The 17039-nt window shown below is 53.4% G+C and carries 18 protein-coding genes and 1 riboswitch; of the genes, 14 read left to right on the forward strand and 4 right to left on the reverse strand.

The window, feature by feature from the left end:
- Positions 1 to 114 (forward strand): IS3 family transposase (locus tag ACPV3A_RS36385; RefSeq protein ID WP_426204793.1); only part of this gene is annotated, 114 nt, incomplete at its 5' end.
- Between the two features lie 315 nt (positions 115 to 429).
- Here the strand turns inward: ACPV3A_RS36385 and ACPV3A_RS36390 are convergent.
- Complete coding sequence (locus ACPV3A_RS36390; protein ID WP_426204761.1) at positions 430 to 840, reverse strand: GNAT family N-acetyltransferase; 411 nt, start codon at positions 838 to 840, stop codon at positions 430 to 432.
- A gap of 219 nt (positions 841 to 1059) precedes the next feature.
- Here ACPV3A_RS36390 and ACPV3A_RS36395 point away from each other — a divergent pair, with 219 nt between their 5' ends.
- Positions 1060 to 1821: a TioE family transcriptional regulator gene (locus ACPV3A_RS36395; protein ID WP_071222627.1), complete on the forward strand. Its 762-nt coding sequence runs from the start codon at positions 1060 to 1062 to the stop codon at positions 1819 to 1821.
- A 136-nt stretch (positions 1822 to 1957) separates the two neighbouring features.
- Here the strand turns inward: ACPV3A_RS36395 and ACPV3A_RS36400 are convergent, their stop codons facing one another.
- A complete protein-coding gene (locus ACPV3A_RS36400) occupies positions 1958 to 2764 on the reverse strand; it encodes a Cof-type HAD-IIB family hydrolase (protein WP_071222628.1) in 807 nt (268 codons plus the stop codon).
- Between the two features lie 38 nt (positions 2765 to 2802).
- On the reverse strand, positions 2803 to 3705 hold the full coding sequence (locus tag ACPV3A_RS36405; protein WP_426204763.1) for a DMT family transporter: 903 nt from the start codon (positions 3703 to 3705) through the stop codon (positions 2803 to 2805).
- Positions 3706 to 3992: 287 nt separating this feature from the next.
- On the opposite strand from ACPV3A_RS36405, the gene ACPV3A_RS36410 reads away from it, so the two are divergent.
- Complete coding sequence (locus ACPV3A_RS36410; RefSeq protein ID WP_071222630.1) at positions 3993 to 4706, forward strand: metal-dependent hydrolase; 714 nt, start codon at positions 3993 to 3995, stop codon at positions 4704 to 4706.
- A gap of 88 nt (positions 4707 to 4794) precedes the next feature.
- Here ACPV3A_RS36410 and ACPV3A_RS36415 read toward each other — a convergent pair whose 3' ends face one another.
- On the reverse strand, positions 4795 to 5796 hold the full coding sequence (locus ACPV3A_RS36415) for a lipoate--protein ligase (protein ID WP_194544376.1): 1002 nt from the start codon (positions 5794 to 5796) through the stop codon (positions 4795 to 4797).
- Positions 5797 to 5970: 174 nt separating this feature from the next.
- Here ACPV3A_RS36415 and cobD point away from each other — a divergent pair, with 174 nt between their 5' ends.
- From cobD to ACPV3A_RS36470, 11 genes are all read left to right on the forward strand, one after another.
- A complete protein-coding gene (cobD, locus tag ACPV3A_RS36420; protein ID WP_426204766.1) occupies positions 5971 to 7095 on the forward strand; it encodes a threonine-phosphate decarboxylase CobD in 1125 nt (374 codons plus the stop codon).
- 82 nt (positions 7096 to 7177) lie between these two features.
- Entirely contained in the window at positions 7178 to 7912 is a 735-nt protein-coding gene (locus ACPV3A_RS36425; RefSeq protein ID WP_426204768.1) for an adenosylcobinamide amidohydrolase, read from the forward strand.
- Complete coding sequence (cbiB, locus tag ACPV3A_RS36430) at positions 7909 to 8886, forward strand: adenosylcobinamide-phosphate synthase CbiB (protein WP_426204769.1); 978 nt, start codon at positions 7909 to 7911, stop codon at positions 8884 to 8886. The genes ACPV3A_RS36425 and cbiB overlap by 4 nt, the downstream gene beginning before the upstream one ends.
- Positions 8877 to 9677 carry a histidine phosphatase family protein gene (locus tag ACPV3A_RS36435; protein WP_426204771.1) on the forward strand — a complete coding sequence of 267 codons (801 nt, stop codon included), beginning with the start codon at positions 8877 to 8879 and terminating at the stop codon, positions 9675 to 9677. Before cbiB ends, ACPV3A_RS36435 begins: the two co-directional genes overlap by 10 nt.
- 152 nt (positions 9678 to 9829) lie before the next feature.
- A riboswitch (cobalamin riboswitch) is annotated at positions 9830 to 10033 on the forward strand.
- A gap of 256 nt (positions 10034 to 10289) precedes the next feature.
- Positions 10290 to 11294 (forward strand): ABC transporter substrate-binding protein, encoded by a 1005-nt coding sequence (locus ACPV3A_RS36440; protein WP_194544371.1) that lies wholly within the window; start codon positions 10290 to 10292, stop codon positions 11292 to 11294.
- Positions 11291 to 12337 (forward strand): FecCD family ABC transporter permease, encoded by a 1047-nt coding sequence (locus ACPV3A_RS36445; protein ID WP_071222637.1) that lies wholly within the window; start codon positions 11291 to 11293, stop codon positions 12335 to 12337. Before ACPV3A_RS36440 ends, ACPV3A_RS36445 begins: the two co-directional genes overlap by 4 nt.
- Positions 12334 to 13119 (forward strand): ABC transporter ATP-binding protein, encoded by a 786-nt coding sequence (locus tag ACPV3A_RS36450; protein ID WP_426204773.1) that lies wholly within the window; start codon positions 12334 to 12336, stop codon positions 13117 to 13119. Before ACPV3A_RS36445 ends, ACPV3A_RS36450 begins: the two co-directional genes overlap by 4 nt.
- A 67-nt stretch (positions 13120 to 13186) precedes the next feature.
- Positions 13187 to 14257 (forward strand): nicotinate-nucleotide--dimethylbenzimidazole phosphoribosyltransferase, encoded by a 1071-nt coding sequence (cobT, locus tag ACPV3A_RS36455; RefSeq protein ID WP_426204774.1) that lies wholly within the window; start codon positions 13187 to 13189, stop codon positions 14255 to 14257.
- Positions 14254 to 14832, forward strand: coding sequence for a bifunctional adenosylcobinamide kinase/adenosylcobinamide-phosphate guanylyltransferase (cobU, locus tag ACPV3A_RS36460; RefSeq protein WP_220684027.1), 579 nt, complete (start codon positions 14254 to 14256; stop codon positions 14830 to 14832). Before cobT ends, cobU begins: the two co-directional genes overlap by 4 nt.
- On the forward strand, positions 14829 to 15650 hold the full coding sequence (gene cobS, locus ACPV3A_RS36465; RefSeq protein ID WP_426204777.1) for an adenosylcobinamide-GDP ribazoletransferase: 822 nt from the start codon (positions 14829 to 14831) through the stop codon (positions 15648 to 15650). The genes cobU and cobS overlap by 4 nt, the downstream gene beginning before the upstream one ends.
- A 212-nt stretch (positions 15651 to 15862) precedes the next feature.
- Positions 15863 to 17039: L-cystine transporter (locus ACPV3A_RS36470; RefSeq protein WP_426204779.1), on the forward strand; the 1177-nt coding region annotated here is incomplete at its 3' end.

A 17039-nucleotide genomic window follows, 5' to 3' on the forward strand; every position in this document is an offset into this window, starting at 1 on the left:
TTTAAACAAGAACTTTCTACATATATCGATTATTACAATCACAAGCGAATTAAAGCAAAACTAAAAGGCATGAGTCCGGTACAGTACCGAACTCATGCCCAACAAATTGCCTAATAAAATAATATGTCTAACTTTATGGGGTCAGTTCATAACCGGTGGTTTTTCATTTCGTATGAATCTCTCGCCGTGGGTAGCCCACTGGCCTTTGTTAAAAGTCACGATGTATCGAGCATCGTGACTTTTATTATTTTACGCTTCCTATATATTGATTATACCACAATAGAAACAATCCGGAACAGCCGTTTCATGAGTCAATATTGATTTATCAACAATTCGAGGACTATTTGAATAATGAAAGAAAGCGAGATGCAGCGGAACCAATTCGCAGCCCAGTGAGATGCCATACACAGGTTTGAAGGCCCCGCTCTCTTACACAGACCTGGCCATGCCGTATCGATCAGGGTACAGCAGCTTGAAGCCGGCATGTTGGTACAGCTTGATTCCGGGCACGTCAGTGATGACGGTGACTTCGGCTCCGCTTGGCGCTATTTTTGCCAGCCGGGAGAGCAGCTCGGACACGATCATCTCTTCAACCCCTTGATCAAGGTGGGAGGCCGCAACCATAATATCCACCAGTTGAAAATAGAAAGCGCCATCGCCTACGACCCTTCCCATCCCGATCAGCCGGTCATTGTCGTCTCTGGCCAGAAGGGACAGCACGCTGCGGTTTAGCGCTGTTGCTATGGCCGAAATCTCAACCTCAGGCAGCCCTGCAACTGCTTTTAGATCCATGTATTCTTGATTCTGTGGAAACTCCTCGGTTATGTTCACGTTCATCATAATCAGCCTCCCGCGGTTAATAATAAGTTCATCTTGCCTCTACACCACTCAATATACAACATTGATGCAAGTGAGAAGATGTCTTGCAGCGGATCCAACCAAGCCGGGATGTCGTCCAACAGTCATTCTCAAAGCACTTTAATGTTTTAATTTAGGGTTTGCCAATGGCTTGCGATTCTGGTAAAGTAGGTTCTCAATCGTGATTGGGGAGGGAACGGCATGCATTACTACAAGCCGAAAGATATCGCCAAAGAGCTGCAAATCAGCACGAGTGCTTTAAGGCATTATGAATCTTGGGGAGTGGTACCCCCTCCTGCCCGGAACGAGAAGGGCTACCGTTTATACACGCAAATGCATATGGCTTACTTCCGTTGTCTGCGCGCCATGTTTCCGGGCTTTGGTTACGCGGTTACTTATGATGTGATTCGCCACATTCAGAAGAGGGAGATGGATGAAGCCCTCTGGCTCGTGAATGGGGAGCAGGTCAAACTGCTGCAGGAAAAAAACATTGCGGACGAAACGCTTGCCTTGCTCGAGAATCCCGAACTTAACATCATCAAGGATAAAAAGCTCAAACCCCATATGACAATCGGCGAGGTCGCCGAACTGACCAACGTGGAATCGTCCGCCATCCGTCACTGGGAGAAGGAAGGCTTGATCACCCCGGATCGAAACCCCGAGAATGGATATCGGCTGTATACCCCGTCGCAAGTCAGGCAGATTTTGCTGATCCGCTCGCTCAGGCGGACCGTATATTACTTGGAGAGTATCAAGGAGATTATTCAGGCCGTGGAGCATCAGAGCATTGAACAGGCCCAAAAAATGGTTCGCGAAGCGTTGTCCGTCATCCATCAACGGAATCTGCAGCAATACAACGGCATTCATAAATTGATGGAGCTGTGCATGGAGGTTGGCCTGCTGGAGTTCAACGATGCGGCGCTTCTGAAGCCGATTCTAACGTTTAACCCGGATCGGGAATGACGGACAGGCATTGACGGCTTTGCGCCGTCCCTCGTGACCTGTTAGGGAACGCACTGGCTGCGTTTTTTAAAGGACATGAACAAGCCCCCATGGATATCATGGAGGCTTAATTGCGCAGATTTATTTGTTCCGGATATTAACCTTGGTTGAGCACGAATTTATCAATGACATGTTTCACGCCGTCTTCGTTATTCCCAAGCGTAACGTAATCGGCAATTGCCTTAAGCGGCTCGATCGCATTGCCCATAGCGACGCCAAGACCGGCGGCTTCCAGCATCTCGTGATCGTTCCAGGAATCGCCGACAGCGATGGTTTCCTTGAGGTCGCAGCCGAAATGATCGGCAAGGAAGGTGAGTGCATGTCCCTTCGTGCCTTCCTTATGCATGAACTCTAGAAAATGCGGTTTGGATTTGGTAATGTGCATGTCATCGCCCAGCAGCTCACGGAATACAGGGATGAGTTCATCCAGATAGTCCGGATCGTCAATGATGAGCATTTTCGGGGTCGGTTGCTGAACCATTTTCATAAAATCAGGCTCGATGTAATACGGCGTCCGGTTCAGGGCGCAGTAATCGATCAGCTTCTGATTCTCTTCACGGGCATACAGCTTGTCATCGATGTAGGTTTGCAGATGGAGATTGTGCTCTACGCAGTATTCATACAGCTTCACGGCTGCATCGACGGGGACGAAGCGTTCATAGAGAACCTTCTCGTCGAGCAGATTTTTAATCAGGGCGCCCTGGTAGGTGATAATGGGAACGTTGAGTCCGGTTTGACGCGCAATAGCTTGAGCGGACGCATAGGCACGCCCGGTTGCCAGTGTCACAACGACACCGTGGGCTACGGCTTGCTCAAGCGCCTGCTGGACGCCGGGGGTTACTTCCTTATCGTCATTGATCAAGGTATCGTCAATGTCGATGGCCATCAATTTGTAAGTTGTCATGGGTATCTCTCCTTTTGTTTCTGTCTCTGTCTTTAACTCTATTGTACCTTCTGTGGCGCAGACTTCAATTCCGCAATCATCATTCCTGCCAAAATGCATAGACAACCGATGCCGCCGATGAGCGTAAGCCGCTCTCCCGCGAACAGGATTCCGGTCAGCGCGGCGAATACCGGCTCCGTTGCATAGATGATGGCCACCCTGGACGGCGTCGTATATTTTTGACAGACGGTTTGGATCCAGAAGGCGAATGCGCTGGTAGGTCCGATGGATACAGCCAGCGCCCACAGCACGTTCGGCTGGGTCAGCTTCCCCATCAGGTTGGTCACATTGCCGACATGCTCGGTTAGCGCAGATGCCGCTAAGCTCAATATCCCCACGACAGCCATCTGGAGCGCCGCCAGCAGCAAAGCAGGGTATCTCTCGGCATAAACGCCCGTGTAACCGATATGGAGCGCAAAACCGATGGCGCAAACGAGCACCAGCAAATCCCCTTTATTCAGGCTCATGCCGGATCCGGTGAAGGTAAGCAGATACAGCCCTGCCACCGCAAGCAAAGCGCTGATCCAGGTGAATTTGGAGATGGAGTGCCTTAGCAGAGCATAGGATATGAAAGGGACCAGCACGACGGACAAGCCGGTAATGAAGCCTGTATTGGACGTGGTCGTGTGCAAAAGACCCGCGGTTTGAAAGGCGTACCCTATAAATAAAAAAAGACCCAGCAGGCAAGCATGCAGCAGCATTTTGCCGGATATTAGCTTCCACTGGCTCCGGTAGAGGAGGGTGATGATCCATGCAAGGAGCAGGGCCGCTCCCAGAAAGCGGACCGAATTGAAAGCCATCGGCGGGAGCACGCGAACCGCATGCTGAACGATGAGGAACGTAGATCCCCACATCATGGCCACCAGAAGCAGGCTGAGATCGGCAATTCGTGAGCGATTCACTCGGTAGTCATCCTTTCCTGAAGGCGTGAAACTCCTGATGAGATTCCCGTGCATTCGTCCCAGGTCGTAACCTTGGGCAAGTGATCAAATTGTATCCCATATCAGAGAATCGGACAACCATTTTTAGGCCTAACCCAAGTGGAAGGGGTAGACAGAAAGAGGATGATTTTGCTATACTAATGAACCGAACGTACATTCTCATGACCCTGGGCTATCGGAGGTGAAGGTCGGCAAGCGATCCATCGATCCCATAGTCAGCATTGAGCTTAGAAAGGAAGATTGTCATCATGATGGGCAGAGCTCATTTGATTATTAGCACAGGGGTCACGTTATCCGTCATGGGCATGAGCGGAGTGCCTGTCACATTGCCGGCTGCCGCAGTGGCTTTGGTTAGCGCGCTGCTTCCCGATATTGACGAGCCCAACTCTCTGCTGGTGCGCAAAGCGATTCCTTCCGGGTTGCTGCGAATCCTTCAGCTGGCCATGATCGGCGCAGCCATCTTTGTTGTCTTCTACGGCAAGGAGTATGCCCCCTGGAACATCGCCCTGGCCGGACTGATCGGGGTGGTTTCGTACCTGCCAAGCCGGACCTTGCGCCATATCGTCATGTTCCTGATCGGTCTCGGACTGATATCATTTGGGCAGGGCTTCAGCCCGTGGAACACGATCGCAGGCAGCGTGCTTATTGCAGGCTCCTTGGTGACCCACCGGGGGTTAACCCATACCGTCTATGCCGCTGCCGGATGGACGGGCCTGCTGTATTTCGCATCGCAGGGTAAGATCGGTGGGGAAAGCCTATGGTTTGCCGGCGGTTTATCCTACTCCATTCATTTGCTTGCAGATGCATTGACCAATCGCGGAATCCGCCCGCTTCCTCCGTTCAAATGGAGAATTAAACTGAAAATCATGAGCACAGGAAGCAAATGGGGACGCACGGTAGAGAATGCCTGCATTGTGTTAACGCTGGTCCTCGTTTGGTATGTGTTTATGGCCTCCTCTTGATCCGAGGTATACCTGTTTGAAATGAAAAAGCCTCCCACCCTTGTGCATGTTGCATACGGGCGGGAGGCTTATTTAATACGAGCCGGCTCTATTCCTCAAGGAAAATCAAGCCGATCAGATCGTCGAGCTCAAGGTTGCCGAAGTAAAACTTGACGTCGATACCGGATAACGCGGTGCGCACCGCTGTTTCTTCATACCGTTTGCCGCGGAGCAGGTTCTCGATATCAGCGACATCGCCGACGCCGAAGAAGTCGCCGTAAATCTTGATCTCTCCGATATGTCCTTCACGGATGTCCATTCGGATATCGATAATGCCCACCGGGAACTTCTTGGCATGCTTCACATTGCTTTCCGGGGATAGCCCATAGTTCCAATCCCAGTTCTGGTAGCGTTCCTTCGAGATCTGGTTGATCATCTCCCAGTCCTTCTCTTGAAGGACGTATTGCGGTACTTGATCCGGTTCCATACCGAAAATCGAGCGAAGCAGCTCGGCGCGGAACTGTTCAATCGTCATATCCGTGCCAAGCAGCTCCTTGATGTTCGCCACGCGGCTGCGGACGGATTTGGTGCTCTTGGATTTGAATTTTTCCGGATTGGCATTCAGCGAGGCTTGGACATCATCCAGGTTCAGGTCAAACATGAGCGTGCCGTGGCTGAACATGCGTCCCCGCGTCGAAAACTGCGCGTTCCCCGAAATTTTCTTCTCGCCGACCTGCAGGTCATTCCGGCCGCTAAGCTCGGCGGGCACGCCCATCTTTTGCAGGAAGTCGATAACCGGCTGCGTGAACTTCAGGAAGTTGTGGAAGGACTGTCCGTCATCCTTCGTAATGAAGCTGAAATTCAGGTTGCCGAGATCATGGTATACGGCTCCGCCCCCGGACAGCCGGCGCACAACCTGAATGTTGTTGTCACGAACGTATTCCTGGTTGATCTCTTCGATCGTATTCTGATGCTTTCCGATAATAATGGAAGGCTTGTTGATATAAAAAAGAAGGTAGCTCTCGTCCATGGACAAGTGCTTCAAGGCATATTCTTCAATCGCTAGGTTAATGGAAGGATCGTGGATCCCCTGATTATCGATAAATAGCATAGTATCCTCCGTCGTCACAAATCAAAATGTGGTGCTTCCAGACTATTGTAAACCAATTTTAAGGCAGAGACAAAGCATTCCATGTTGACGAGGCAGGGACGGTAGCGACATAATGATGGCATTACATAACGGCAGGGCTTGCAAGAGCCGGGACATGGAACAGGAGGAGCCCTTATGAACGACAAAAAACAGCCCTTGATCGAGGTGTACGGCCATGGAGGAGACGTGGAGACGGCGGCTGCTGCATTCGGAAGGAAAGCCTCGGCTTTCCTGGATTACAGCGCCAATATTAACCCGCTCGGACCGCCGCAAGGCGTTATGACGGCCTTGCAAGAGGGAATGAGTGCGGTCATTCGTTATCCGGATCCGGGACACCGCAGGTTCAAGGAGCGGCTCGCAGCTGAGTTAGGCACCGATACCAGACGAATCCTTGTCGGCAACGGAGCGGCAGAGTGCATGGCGCTATTGTTGATGGGTCTTACGCCAGGGATTGTGGGCGTAGTTGACCCGTGTTTTTCCGAATATCGGGAATTGTCCTTAAAATTTGGTTCGGACATCCACTCCGTGTGCGGACATCCGGAGAGGGACTGGAGAGCAGACAAGGCGGATGTTATGGAGCTGTTGGCCCGTACGGATCTCGTGTTTTTGGGCCAGCCCAACAATCCGAACGGGGTTCAATACAGCCTGGAGGATATCCGTGATATAGCGGTATGTGCAGAGCAAGAAGGGACCTGGCTGGTGCTGGATGAAGCCTTCATCGATTTCATTCCGCCGGTGGACAGACAGACCTTGATGCCGGAGCTGCAGGACTATCCGCGGACGGTCATTGTCCGGTCGATGACCAAGTTTTATGCGATTCCGGGCCTGCGGCTCGGATATACGGTCGCGCATCCTGACGTGATACGCAAGATGGCAGGCAAACAGGTGACGTGGAGCGTCAATGGACTGGCGCTGCTTGCCGGAGAGGCTTGTCTTGGCAGCGGCAGGGAATATGAACTGGATACGCTGCAATTGATTCGCGCAGAGCGCGAGAAGCTCATACGGGAGTTACAAGCGCTGGAGCTAGACGTTACGCCGGGCGAGGCTAATTTTCTACTCATGGAGCTTCCGCGGCCATGGAGTGCCGAAAGGTTTCAGTCGGAGATGGGCAGACGCGGCGTGCTTGTCCGCAGCTGCGCCATGTACCCGGGCCTTGGTGAGCGTCATATCCGGCTAGCCGTTAAGGATGCCGGAGCTAATGACAGGCTGCTGGCCATAACCGCGGAGGTCCTTGGAAATTCTTCTGCTGGCGTGACATAGGGATGTCTAGCAGCAGAGCTATAGGAAGAACGCTACAGGTACAGTTGGTTCAGATATTTAAGGAGCAGGGAGAGAAAAAAACATGGCAGTACCTTTTCTGAAAGGCAACACGCGTCTGTATTGCTCGGATGTATGGCCGGGAGCCACAGTGTACTTGGAATCGGAGCGGCAGCATCCGCATATCCGGATCTCGCTTCCGGAGCCGGCTGCGTCCATAAGCAGCGCCATATACGGCGGCGGATTTCTGCATTTGGATCATATCGTAAACCGTTATGTGGACAAGCATTACGATTGCAGCGACCCTGTGAACGATATGGTTAACTTTATGGCTGTTCACGGTTATCCGACTGAATCCACAGCTGGATTGATGACAGCGGTAAAACTGAAGTATGCCTCTATTTGGGAAGAGCGGAGTGAACAAGCCTCCATCCTGTGCTGCACCACCGCCGGCGTGGGCAATGCAGCCCGTGCCGGGTCGAGTCGTACGACCTTTGCCGCTTATCAGCCGGGCACGATTAATATCATGTTGATGGTGGACGGGATGATGACGCCGGCTTGCATGGTGAACGCGATGCTGACGGCGACGGAAGCGAAAGCCGCTGCGCTGCATGATCTGGGCGTGAGGGATCATGAGACCGGAGGCGTTGCGACCGGAACGACAACGGACGCAATGGTCCTTGGGGTCAGCGGCAATGCAGCGTATGGCGTGAACCACCATTATGCCGGAACCGCAACCGATCTGGGCGGCATGATCGGCCGTCTTGTCTACGAGAGTGTTACGGAAAGCATTATTACCGAAAGAGAGGACCGGATATGACCGTCGTATGGGTCATTTGGGCAGCGGTCGTGCTGGACCTGCTGATCGGAGATCCGAGATGGCTTCCCCATCCTGTCATCGGCATGGGGAAAGCCATTCGCCGGGTTGAAGGCTGGATACGCCAACGGGCGACTACCGCTCAGAGCCTGAAGCGAGCGGGCATTCTGCTGCCGGTGATCGTTGCCGGCGGATCCTTCGTGCTGGCATGGCTGCTGCTGGAGCTGTGCGGAGCGATTCATCCTTGGCTAGCGTGGGGAGTAGAGATCGTGCTTATTGCCACCACGATTGCCATCAAAGGGCTGCGTGAAGCCGGATTGGAGGTCTACGGCCATCTTCGCTCCGGGAATATCGCGGAGGCCAGGCGCTCGCTCAGCATGGTTGTCGGAAGAGACACCGGTCATCTGGATGAGGCGGAGATCGTGCGGGGAACGGTGGAGACGGTTGCGGAGAATATCGTGGATGCGGTCATCGCTCCGTTGTTTTTTGCCCTGATCGGGGGAGCGCCGCTGGCGATGGCCTACCGGGCCGTGAATACGCTCGACTCCATGGTCGGATATAAAAACGACAAATACCAGCATATCGGCTGGGCATCCGCAAGGCTGGACGATATCGCCAATTGGATACCGGCACGTCTGACGGCAGGACTGTTGACCATGGTGGCTGCCATGTTGTCGCTGCAATGGAAAAAAGCGATCAAAATGGTCAGAAGGGATGCGCGAAAGCACCCCAGTCCGAACAGCGGCTTCCCGGAATCGGCCGTTGCCGGTGCGCTGGGGGTTCGTCTGGGAGGCGAGAATTCCTATCAAGGCGTGATCTCGTTCCGGGCTTATATGGGGGATCCCGAACGCCCGCTTGAAGCGGAGCATATTCGGGTGACAAACCGTCTGCTGCTGGGCGTATCGGTATTGTTTACGTTACTGGGTACCCTGGTGCTTGGACTTGTTGCCGCAGCCGGAGGAAGCCTATGGATATGAGGATCACGCTGCATCTGGTCCGTCACGGCCGCACGTTGTGGAACGAGGAGCGCCGTTATCTCGGCCATGAGGATCAGGGAATCCTGATTGAGGAAAGGGAACAGCTCCTCCCGCTTCGGGATAGGTTTTTTACCGGGCAGTTTGTCCGGATCTATTGCAGCGATCTCCTTCGATGCAGACAGACGCTGAATGTTATCCTATCGGACTCCAAAATGGCTGCTATTCCTGATGATGAAGTTTTGGGCAGGATTATACCGGGAGTGATGTATGATCCGCGGCTGCGCGAGCTCGATTTCGGAGATTGGGAAGGGAAAACCTACGAGGATTTGAAATCGGATATCTCCTATCGGCGCTGGATTGATAACCCCGCAGAAGTTACGCCGCCGAATGGGGAGAGCTGGGAGGCGTTCCGTTCCCGGCTTCAGGCATTCTTGACCGGATTGCATTTGGATTTAAAGGAACTGTTGCATGTAGAGGAAGATCCGGATACCCTTGTGCAGGCAGAGGCAGAGGCAGAGGCAGAGGCAGAGGCAGAGGCAGAGGCAGAGGCAGAGGCAGAGGCAGAGGCAGAGGCAGAGGCAGAGGCAATGCCAGTTGGTTATGTCCTTGGAGCACAAAGGGCGGAGCTTGATGTGCTTGTGGTGACCCATGGAGGCGTCATCCGGCAGATCGCTGCAGCAGTCCTTCCGCATACGGAATTCTGGGAGACGCAGGTGTCGCCGGGCGAGGAGCTCAAGCTGCAATTGACATGGGACGGAGAACGCTGGCAAGGCGTACGGTTAAGCGATTAAACGAAATCGTATGATATCGGTGCGGAATGGGCGATAACGGGATAAATCCGTATCATAAGGCATTTGAAATGACCGAAACTTTCGGTTGTAAGAGGGAGGTTTATCGCCTATAATCTTGGGCAGAGAAACCATGCTTGGCCTAACATACATAAATTCATATTATTTGCGAGGGTCCCGGACAGAGGGCATTTATTGTCATCTGCCGGGTTAATAGGGAAGCCGGTGCAAGTCCGGCACGGTCCCGCCACTGTGAAGCAGGGACTTCTCCATATGCCACTGAGCCAAAAGCGCTTGGGAAGGCGGAGAAGTCGTTACAGCCTGCAAGTCAGGAGACCTGCCCTCGGCGAATGAATGACGGTCCTTCGAGGAGAGGATTACGTTGCCGGACCCATGCAGCATGTGTGGGCGGAAGTTTAAGGCGCTATCTGTGAACAGTGATCCAGATGTCCTTATGTTAAAACGTAATCCCTGATTCCTTGTTTACGAGGAGTCGGGGATTTTTGCATCTTTGGAGTATGACGATTGATGTTTTTTTCTCCCGGTAAGGATCGGTCGAAGGAATGTAAACTCGCAGCGCCAGGTTCTCAATTATGTATAGGGGGATTTCAAGAGATGAAAGCATTGAACAAAACATGGTCCGTACTTCTGGTAGCCATACTGATGGCTCTGGCCTTGATCGGCTGTGGAGGCGAAGAAGCTGCGCCGAAGGATACAACGCCGCCGGCACAGCAGGAAGAGCAGAATAACGAAGCGCCTGCGGATTCGGGCGAAGAGCTTAAAACGACGTATCCGCTGACCGTCAAGGATTCAACCGGGGTTGAAATGACGTTTGAGAAAGCTCCGGCCAAAATTGCATCCCTGACACCGTCCGAGACGGAAAAACTGTTCGCTTTGGGCCTGGATGAGGAAATTGTGGGCGTGTCCGATAATGACGATTATCCGGAAGCGGCCAAATCCAAGCCTAAATTGGGCGGGTTCCAAGTAAATGAAGAGGCTATTATTGCAGCCGATGCCGATGTGGTATTCGCCGCTTCGATGAATGCCGAGAATGCCGAGAAATTGCGTGAGCTTGGCGTGACCCTGTTCGTCAATGATCCGAAAACCATCGATGCCGTAATGGAGAACATCCAGTTGATCGGACAAATTACGGACCGTCAAGCGGAAGCGAAAGCCGTCGTGGATCAGATGAAGCAGGAATTGACTACCGTTACAGAAGCCGTGAAATCTGTGAAGGATGAAGACAAGAAGAAAGTGTATGTGGAATTCTCTCCAGGATGGACCGTCGGCAAGGGCGAGTTTATGGATGAGATCATCACCTTAGCTGGCGGCGTTAACGCAGCCGGCGAAGCGGAAGGCTGGTTCGAAATCAGCGAGGAGAATATTATCGCTGCAAACCCCGACGTCATTCTGTACACGGACGATGTCGTTGACGAAGCAACCAAGAAAACATTGGATCAGCTGATCAAGGAGCGCGGCGGCTGGGATCAGATCGAAGCCATCAAGAACGATCAGGTCATATCCGTGGATGCGAATCTGTTAAGCCGTCCGGGTCCCCGTGTAACGCAAGGGTTGATTGAAGTGGCGAAGGCCGTTTATCCGGAACTGATGAATCCATGAGTAAAAAACTTGCAGGATTCGGTGCGGCCGGCATCATCCTATTACTGTTAACCTTGGTTGTCAGTCTCGGAATCGGCTCCGTGCACCTGCCTGTGAGAGAGATTGGGGCGATGCTGCTGCACCGGCTGCCGGGAATCGGCGATTCCATCGTTCCGGGCTGGGAAGCTTCATCCGAGCAAATCTTAATGAAGGTGAGATTGCCGCGCATATTGCTTGGGATGCTCGTAGGAGCCTCCCTGGCCGTCGCCGGAGCCGCCTTTCAAGGGGTATTGCGCAATCCGCTGGCGGATCCGTTTACGCTCGGTGTATCCTCGGGTGCTGCGCTTGGCGCAGCATCCCTGATTTTTTTCGGGATGGAATACTCCTTTGCCGGAGGTTACACACTTCCGCTTGTAGCGTTTCTGACCGGAGCAGGGACCTTGTGGGTCGTTCTGCTGCTGGCGAGGGATCAAGGAAAGCTGCCGATCCACGGGCTCATTCTGTCCGGCGTGGTGATGCAGTCGTTTCTGGGCGCCGTCGTTTCCTTTCTGACGGTCATGTCCAAAGATACGGTGAACCAGATCCTGTACTGGACGATGGGGAGCCTGAGCATGCGTGGATGGTCGTATACGGCCATCCTTTTCCCGTATTTTATCGCAGGTTTTATATACTTATGGAGCAGGTCGCGAGCGCTTAATATTTTGTCGCTGGGGGAACGGCAGGCCGCCCATATGGGCTTGAATGTGGATCGGCTGAAGACCAGCGTGCTCATCGTTGCTACCCTGCTCGCCGCAGCAGCCGTGTCGGTTTCCGGCGTGATTGGATTCGTGGGACTTGTGGTACCGCATATGATCCGGCTGATCACCGGCTCCGATTACCGCGTCATTGTTCCACTGTCTGCTCTTGGCGGCGCGGTGTTCATGGTCTGGTGCGATACGGCGGCACGGTCCGTGCTGGCACCAACGGAAATACCGCTGGGTGTAGTTACGGCATTCATAGGCGCTCCGTTCTTTGCGTATTTGCTATACCGGAACAAAAAAAGGCGCAGGGAGGGTTTATCATGATTACAGCTCAAGGACTTGGCAAAGCCTATGGCAAGGTGCCGATTCTTGAAGGTGTGGACCTTCACATTGCCGAAGGGGAATGGTGGGGGATCATCGGTCCGAACGGAAGCGGTAAATCCACCCTTATGCAGCTGTTATCCGGTGTGGAGAGTCCCTCGACAGGAAGCGTGACCCTTCGGGGCAAGGAGCTTGGACGCTATACCCGAAAGGCGCTGGCACGGATCGTGGCGGTGCTTCAGCAGGAAGGGCTTGACCCTACTGATTTTACGGTCCGGGAAGTGCTGGAGATGGGGAGATTCCCCTTCCTGAACTGGCTTGGTCGTGAAGATAAGGATGCATGGCCGCTCATTGAGGCCGTTATCCGAAAGCTGGATTTGAACGGTCTGGAAGAACGGCGGCTTACCGAGTTAAGCGGGGGCCAGCGTCAGCGTGTCGCGCTTGGCAAGGTGATGGCCCAGGAACCCTCGCTGCTGATGCTGGATGAACCGACGACTTACTTGGATATCCGCTATCAGCTTCAGTTTATGGATATGGTGGCGCAGTGGCGGAGCTCCTCCGGAATTACCGTGATCAGCGTACTGCATGATCTGAACCTGGCAGCCCAGTTTTGCGATAAGCTGCTGGTGCTTGATCAGGGAAAGATCGCGGGGATTGGCAAGCCGAAAGAAGTTTTGACAGAGGCGTATATACGCCAAATCTTCCGGGTAGAGCCCTCGATTGTGGCCCATCCCGAGAATGGCGCTCCGCAGGTGCTGTTAACGGCAAATAGCACATGGTCCTGACCGATGCAGCCGCATGTTCCGGGCGGGGATGCAAGATTTAGGAACAAGATATGAGGAGGTCATTTCATTGACGGATACCATCGTGAATCGTTTAAATCGTTACATTGCTAACATAAAACCGCTGAGTGTCGAGGTGCAGAACGAAACAGCCGCTTATTTGGATACGCTGACGAAGCCTCCGGGCAGTCTGGGCAAGCTGGAGTCGCTAGCGATCCAGTTAGTGGGCATCACAGGGAATATGAAACCGTCGTTCACCCAAAAATCCGTCGTTGTCATGGCTGGCGATCATGGAGTCTGTGAAGAAGGAATCAGCGCCTTTCCGGCTGAGGTAACGCCCCAGATGGTCATGAACTTCCTGAATGGAGGGGCGGCTGTGAATGTGCTGGCCCGTCAGGCGGGGGCAGACGTTCATTGTGTGGACATCGGGGTCGCGATCGAGCTGAACCATGAGAAGCTGATGTCGCGGAACGTGGGCAGAGGAACCGCCAATATGGCCAAAGGGCCTGCGATGACAAAGGAAGCGGCACTGGAGTCCGTTGTAGCCGGTGCGGAGGTTGCTGCCGAATTGGTATCGCGAGGAACGCAAATGTTCGTGACCGGAGAGATGGGCATTGGGAACACGACACCGAGTGCGGCGATCTTCTCCGTTCTGTCCGGCTATCAGCCATCTGAAGTCGTGGGAAGGGGAACCGGCGTAACGGATGAACGGCTGCTGCATAAGATTCGAGTGGTGGAACAGGCTATACAAGTTAATAGACCTTATGCCGATGATCCCCTCGACGTGCTCGCCAAAGTTGGAGGATATGAAATCGGCGGGTTGGCTGGACTGATCCTGGGTGCAGCTGCTCACGGTTGTCCTGTTATCATTGACGGTTTCATATCCAGTGCGGCGGCGCTGGTTGCCAAATGCATCTGCCCGGACGCTCTCTCCTATATGATTGCCTCTCATGTTTCGCATGAGCAGGCGCATGTTCTTCTGCTGAAAGAGCTCGGACTCCAGCCGATGCTGCAAATGGACATGCGTCTTGGCGAGGGGACGGGCGGGGTGCTGTGCCTTCATCTGGTCGAGGCGGCGTGCAGGATCGTGAACGAGATGGCGACGTTTGAGAGCGCTGGAATCAGCGGAGGGGCCGTATGAGCCATCGTGGAAGCGTGTTGGTAACAGGCGGGGCCAGAAGCGGAAAGAGCTCATTCGCGGAGAAGCTGTGCATGAAGCGATCGGAGTCGGGAACGTACGTGGCGACTGCGCAAGCCTACGACGAAGAGATGAGGGAACGGATCCGGATTCATCAAGACCGCAGGCAGGATTCAGCCTATGGTTGGGAGACGGTGGAGGAGCCTGTCGCACTGCCCGAATTGCTGGAAACGCTCGGCCAGTCCGCCTCGGATGCCCCTGCGGTGGTAGTGGACTGCCTGACGCTGTGGCTTACGAATGTGCTGCTGCAAGCTGAGCCTGAAGGAAGTGCTGCAATGGAAGAACGGTTAGGACTTCAAATCGGCAGACTGGCAAGAGCGGTACAGAGTTACCCGGGCATGGTCATTTTGGTAACCAATGAAGTGGGGTCGGGTATTGTTCCGGAATATCCGCTAGGCCGAATATATCGCGACTGGGCAGGGATCATGAATCAGAGGCTGGCTCAGGTATGCGATGAAGTATTTTTGGTGACGGCAGGAATTCCGATGGAAATCAAGAGCAAGGAGTATCTCATATGAGCAAGATGATCGAAGCGGCTGCGGCCGCTTTTCAATTTCTATCGAGGCTACCGGTGCGGAGAGAAATTCCTTTTACGCCGGAAGTACAGCAACGGAGCGTCGTTTTTTATCCTTTGGTAGGGGCGGTCATAGGCTTTATCGTTGGCGGATTGGGACTGGGCTTAAGCTATGTGCTGCCCTCCCTTCCTGCTGCCGTCATCCTGCTGGTTGTATGGGTGGCGCTGACTGGAGGGCTTCATCTCGATGGCTGGATGGACAGCGCGGATGCGCTGCTCAGCCATCGGTCGCGCGAACGGATGCTTGAAATCATGAAGGATAGCCGTGTGGGTGCGATGGGCGTCATGGCGTGTATGCTGCTGCTCCTTCTGAAGGCTTCCTTGATCATGTCTGTATGGGATTTGTCAGCCGGGGCATGGAAACAAGAGGCATGGCTGCTGGTGCTCGCTCCGGTTTGGAGCCGCTGGTTTATGGTCCATGCGATGTATCGCTGGCCGATGGCACGGGGAAGTGAGGGGCTTGCCGCTCTATTTCACGGATTGACGGCCGGAAGGAGATCGCTGGCGGGCGTAATGGCTGCTCTCTTAACGCTAGTTACTGTAGGTTTCCTATGGATCACGGCAGGCGAGACTAATCTTTGGACGATTGCAGTCGGAGGAATCCTTATTATCCCATTCATAGCCTGGGCAGCTGGAAGTTTAACGGCTGAACGGATGAGCCGAAGACTTGGAGGACTGACGGGGGATACATATGGAGCGCTCAATGAACTGATTGAAACGGTTTTGTTAATATTTGTGGTTCTCCTTTTGAAGTTTACATGATATGATAGTAGGGTGATATCAGTGGTAATCCGATCAACATAGTCGACATAATCCGCATCGATGGGAAACTAACGATTTTGACAGGAATTTTCTCAATCGGGTAATGATATGTTTAGAGTGGGCTGTAATGGATATGAATACATACTAGCGCACTTATGACATGAGGATGGAGCACATATATCCTTATTTAAAGAATGGGAGGAATCATTAGGATGGAAACGCTTTGGGTTATCATCAATGTCCTTGTTCTGATTCTGCTGGTCGGTATTTTGTACTGGATGCAGAGAAAGCATATCTCGTTTACCAAACGCGTGTTTGCCGGACTCGGACTGGGTGTGTTGTTCGGAGTGGCACTGCAGCTCATCTACACTTCGACCTCCGATGTGGTGGTGAAATCCACCGATTGGTTTAATTTGATAGGATACGGCTACGTAAGGCTGCTGCAAATGATGGTCATTCCGCTGATCATGGTGTCGATCATATCGGCTATCATGAAGCTGAAGGGCGGAAAGAATCTGGGCAAAATGAGCGGACTTATCATTACGGTGCTGCTTCTGACGACAGCCGTAGCCGCTGCAGTCGGGATTACAACCGCGCTGGCGTTCGATTTGTCCGCCGTCAATATCCAAGGCGGTGCAGCGGAAGAGCAGCAGGGTGCACTGCTGCAAGAACGGCTCGGGGATGTTGAGGGCCGTACGCTCCCGCAGCAGATCCTGGATTTCATTCCGAGCAATCCGTTTGCCGACATGACGGGGGCGCGAAGAACTTCGACGATTGCGGTCGTTATTTTCTCGGCATTCATCGGGATCGCGGTTCTCGGGTTAGACCGAAAAAACAAGGAGCAGGCGGAAACGTTCCGCAATATGATCTCTGCGGTGTATGGCGTGGTCATGCGCATCGTGACGCTGGTGCTTCGTCTGACCCCTTACGGGATTCTGGCGCTTATGGCCAAAACGATTGCCACGACCGACCTTGCGGTCATCATGAATTTGATCGATTTCGTCCTTGCTTCGTACGTGGCTTTGATCGCCATGTTCATTATCCATCTGGTACTGCTGGCGATATTCGGGTTCAACCCGCTTAAATATGTGAAAAAGGTATTCCCGACGCTGACCTTCGCCTTTACGTCGCGTTCCAGCGCGGCTACGATTCCGCTTAACGTGCAGACCCAGAACAAAAAGCTGGGTGTCTCGGAAGGCATCGCGAATCTCTCGGCATCGTTTGGCGCCACGATTGGGCAGAACGGCTGCGCGGGCATTTATCCTGCTATGCTGGCCGTCATGATTGCGCCGACAGCCGGCGTGGACCCGACCTCATGGTCGTTCATCCTTACCCTGATCGTGGTCGTTATGATCAGTTCCTTCGGCGTGGCGGGTGTCGGAGGCGGGG

This window comes from Paenibacillus sp. Dod16, assembly GCF_049893405.1.
Classification (GTDB): domain Bacteria; phylum Bacillota; class Bacilli; order Paenibacillales; family Paenibacillaceae; genus Paenibacillus_AQ.